Annotated in this window: 5 protein-coding genes; 1 reads left to right on the top strand and 4 read right to left on the bottom strand. The window is 47.4% G+C overall.

Annotated elements, in window-relative coordinates; all coding sequences use genetic code 11:
- The 3 genes from ACTHUE_RS12045 to ACTHUE_RS12055 form a co-directional block, all read right to left on the bottom strand.
- Window positions 1-1018, bottom strand: a 1018-nt coding sequence (locus ACTHUE_RS12045; protein ID WP_440423555.1) for an MFS transporter, incomplete at its 3' end; no start/stop codon positions are given.
- Window positions 1018-1203, bottom strand: a complete 186-nt coding sequence (ccoS, locus tag ACTHUE_RS12050) for a cbb3-type cytochrome oxidase assembly protein CcoS (protein ID WP_070461478.1) — start codon at window positions 1201-1203, stop codon at window positions 1018-1020. The genes ACTHUE_RS12045 and ccoS, both read right to left, overlap by 1 nt.
- The gene (locus tag ACTHUE_RS12055; RefSeq protein ID WP_070461479.1) at window positions 1203-1508 is read right to left on the bottom strand and encodes an HLGFF motif protein; all 306 of its coding nucleotides are present in this window, start codon (window positions 1506-1508) and stop codon (window positions 1203-1205) included. Before ACTHUE_RS12055 ends, ccoS begins: the two co-directional genes overlap by 1 nt.
- Window positions 1509-1742: 234 nt before the next feature.
- Between ACTHUE_RS12055 and ACTHUE_RS12060 the strand changes: the two genes are divergently transcribed.
- Window positions 1743-2939, top strand: a complete 1197-nt coding sequence (locus ACTHUE_RS12060; protein ID WP_070461480.1) for an acetate kinase — start codon at window positions 1743-1745, stop codon at window positions 2937-2939.
- 151 nt (window positions 2940-3090) lie between these two features.
- Here ACTHUE_RS12060 and ACTHUE_RS12065 read toward each other — a convergent pair.
- Window positions 3091-4145: TonB-dependent receptor domain-containing protein (locus ACTHUE_RS12065; RefSeq protein WP_440423556.1), on the bottom strand; the 1055-nt coding region annotated here is incomplete at its 5' end.

A 4145-nucleotide genomic window follows, 5' to 3' on the forward strand; every position in this document is an offset into this window, starting at 1 on the left:
GCATAATCGGATACGCTTTAGCTTGCGATAAAAACCAAATAATGCCGTTTAATTCGGTAAAGCGTTGGCCTTGGGTCAGCCACACCAGCAATAATCCACAGACCGTTAGCCCCAGAGTGCCGATGGTAACCAAGCCCAAAATCAGGCGCTCGTGGCTGAGTTTGGCGCATAATACCGAGCCGATGGCGATACCGATGGAGAACAGCGCCAACATCAGGTTGAACACATTATCGTTGCCGCCCAAATGGATTTGCGTGAACGTCGGCAGTTGGGTGGTATAAACCGAGCCGACAAACCAAAACCATGAAATACCGATGATGGAAGTGAATACGGGTCGGTCGGCCGCCGCTTCACGAATCAGTGAATTCGTGCCTTTGATGATGTTCCATTCGATTTTTGTGTCCGGCATTTTAGCGGGTACAGACGGCATAAACAGGCTGGTCATCGTGCCGCCGATAGCGACCAATAACACCAAACCGCCAACAATATACGGCGGAACGCCTGCGACTGCGGTGCCCAAAATCTGGCCGAGCAAAATGGCGATAAACGTACCTGATTCAATCAGACTGTTGCCCATAATCAGCTCTTTGTCGTTGAGGTAATCGGGCAAAATGGCGTATTTCAGCGGGCCGAACAAAGTCGATTGCGTACCCATGCAAAACAGGCAGATTAAAAGCAAAGGCGCGGATTGAATATAGAAGCCATATGCCGCTACTGCCATGATGATGATTTCCAACAGCTTGATCCAACGCGCCAAAACGGCTTTGTCGAATTTGTTGCTCAGCTGCCCTGACAGCGCGGAAAACAGGAAATAGGGCAGGATAAACAGCATCGCGCCCAAGTTCAGCATTTGGCTGGACGGCAGAAAGTCGTTTTTGCCCAAACCGTAAAAACTGATCATCACGAATAATGCGGTTTTAAACACATTATCGTTAAACGCGCCTAAAAACTGCGTCCCAAAGAGCGGCGCAAAACGGCGGGTCGTGTGGAAATTCAGATTGTCTTTTTTAAGGCTCATTATTTGGATTCTTTGTCTTCGTCTTTTTCGATCAGTTTTTCAGTGGAGTCGTCGTCCATCAAAATGCGGTGCGCAGGTCCTTCAAGGTCGTCAAACTGTCCGTTTTTACCCGACCACCAGAAAAACCAACCGATGATAAAGGCCAAAATAATGCTGATGGGGACAAGGATAAACATACTTTCCATTACATCGCTCCGGTCAAATCGCTCAGGATAAAGGTTTTGCCGCTGACTGTCAGGTATTCGTTGCGCAACGCACCGATATTTTTATCGTCAAAAAACAATTCGATACGGTCTTTAACCACGCGCCAGTATTGAGGGATATCGGTTTGCTCGAAAGGCGACAATACCGCTGCTTCGGTTGCATCTTCGCTTTGCAGTTTGACTACAAAGCGTCCGCTTTGCGGCGGATTTTGCGATTCATCGTCTGCTAACATAATAAAAAATCCGGCATGTTCGCCGTCTTGAGTGTGGATACTGAAATAATGCATATCGGGAAATCTTCAAAACCGCCGTCATTTTTTCAGACGGCCTAAAATAAAATTCCGTCCATTTTACATCAAATATTAAGTCAAGCAGCCGATTACATTTTTTGTTAGAATACGGCGTTTACTTTGTTAATCTGTTCAGACCGCTACCCACTACGTCCCACAAGGGGTGCAACATAGCCGGAGCAGCAGTAAGGTCCCGACAAAAATGCCGTCTGAAACCTCAAGGAGCATAAAATGACACAAAAATTAATCTTGGTTTTGAACTGCGGCAGCTCTTCCCTCAAAGGTGCCGTATTGGATAACGACAGCGGCGAAGTATTACTGAGCTGCCTGGCAGAAAAACTCAATCTGCCTGATGCCTACATCACCTTCAAATTCAACGGCGAAAAACATAAAGTTGAATTGGCCGCCAAGCCAGACCATACCGGCGCGGTAGAAGCACTGATGGACGAGCTCAAAGCCCACGGCCTCGACACCCGTATCGGTGCGATCGGCCACCGCGTGGTAAGCGGCGGCGAATTGTACAGCGAATCCATTTTGGTTACCGACGAAGTTATCGACGGTATCGAAAAATGTATTCCACTTGCTCCTCTGCACAACCCGGCACACCTTTTGGGCCTGCGCGCTGCACAAACCATTTTCAAAGGCCTGCCGAACGTTGTCGTATTCGACACTGCATTCCATCAAACCATGCCTGAACATGCTTACAAATACGCTGTTCCACATGAATTGTACGAAAAATACGGCTTGCGCCGTTACGGTGCACACGGTACCAGCTACCGCTTCGTTTCTGACGAAACTGCACGCTTCCTCGGCAAAGACAAAAAAGATTTGCGCATGGTTATTGCCCACTTGGGTAACGGCGCATCTATTGCGGCAGTTGCCAACGGCGAATGTAAAGATACCAGCATGGGCCTGACTCCGCTGGAAGGTTTGGTAATGGGTACACGCAGCGGCGATATCGACCCTTCAGTTTTCAGTTTCTTGGCTGAAAACGCCAACATGACCATTTCCCAAATTACCGAAATGCTGAACAAAAAATCCGGCCTGCTCGGTATCTCCGGTTTGTCCAACGACTGCCGTACCATTGAAGAAGAAGCTGCCAAAGGTCATCCGGGCGCCAAACTGGCTCTGGAAATGTTCATCTACCGCTTGGCTAAATACATCGGCAGCATGACAGTAGCGGCAGGCGGTTTGGACGCATTGGTCTTCACCGGCGGTATCGGTGAAAACTCCGACATCATCCGCGAACGCGTATTGGGCTACTTGGGCTTCCTCGGTCTGTACATCGACCAAGAAGCTAACCTGAAAGCCCGCTTCGGTAATGCTGGTGTGATTACCACTGCCGACAGCAAAGCTGTTGCCGTTGTGATTCCTACTAACGAAGAATTGATGATTGCACACGATACAGCCCGTCTGAGCGGCCTGTAATCTCCGTCATTATTGAAAACCTGCCCGCAAGGGTAGGTTTTTTGTTGTGTATAGATGAAAAAAATTTTGAGAATATATTGAAAAAAGCCGGCAAACATTGCGTTTACCGGCTTTTTAATCAGTGTAATATTAAGAACGCTGATAGATAGGTTTAGAACTTATAACTGATGGTAAACAGCAAAGTCCTGCCTCGTGCGTAGTTGTTTAAGACGGAGCGTGTCGTACCGCCATATTTGCCATTGCATAAACCGTTGGCATCGCATTCGACCTCTTCATCATCCCAACCGCCTTTTCTTTCAAATACGCTGAAATAGCGCTGGGTTGCGGCATCGTTTGCGGCATCCAAAGGATCGACATAGCGTTTATTGAACGCATTTTGAATGTCGAAACGAAGGATAAGGTTTTTCTTCGGTTCATAATTGGCATAGAAATCAAAAATCATCGGCTGTCTGTTGATGCTTTCTGTTTTTTTGATCACCCTTCTGCCCATTTGATGTGAAGAGTAGGTATTAGCACCGGTTGTACCGTCAACAAATTCCTCCTCAGTCGTTGCCCGTGTACTTTTGCCGTAATAGCGCATAATGCCGCCGATGGTCAATTTGTTGCCCAACCATCGGGACCCTAATTCAAACCGACCGTAATCTCGGGGCAAGCGGGAAATTTTGCTTAAGCCGTAGCCTTGTTTGATTTGGTCTTCTTTAGAAGAGTTGCGGGGCGATTCGCTGGCATCGCTATAATTGGTCGGCTGGTTGGTTTTTTGATAGGCGTAAGACAGGGTGGTAAAAAAGCGGCCGAAATCATAGTTCATTTCCACTTCCAAACCGTTTTTATGGACAGGTTTGGCATAGTTTCGATGCTGGATGGAGTATTGCAGGCCGGTACTGGTTACCCAGCTGGGTGCTTTATCCAAATCCCACCATTTGCCATAAACATTGTGGATATAGTTGTTTATTCTGCTGCGGTAGGCGACCAGTTTGAAACCCAATACATCGTCCGGCTTGAAAATCCCTTTTTTGAAGGTATTGAAGCCTATTTGGTAAGTATTGGCCTGTTCCGGCTTAAGGGCTGTATTAACGCCCGAGTCGCCGATTTGTGAAAAATACATTTCTTGAATATTCGGCATTCTATGCGTACGCGAATAGCTGATAAACGGCATAAAGTAGTCGTTGACATTGATGTTTAATGCCACCGAATGGTTTACCGCAT

The organism is Neisseria sp. P0021.S005 (assembly GCF_051956955.1).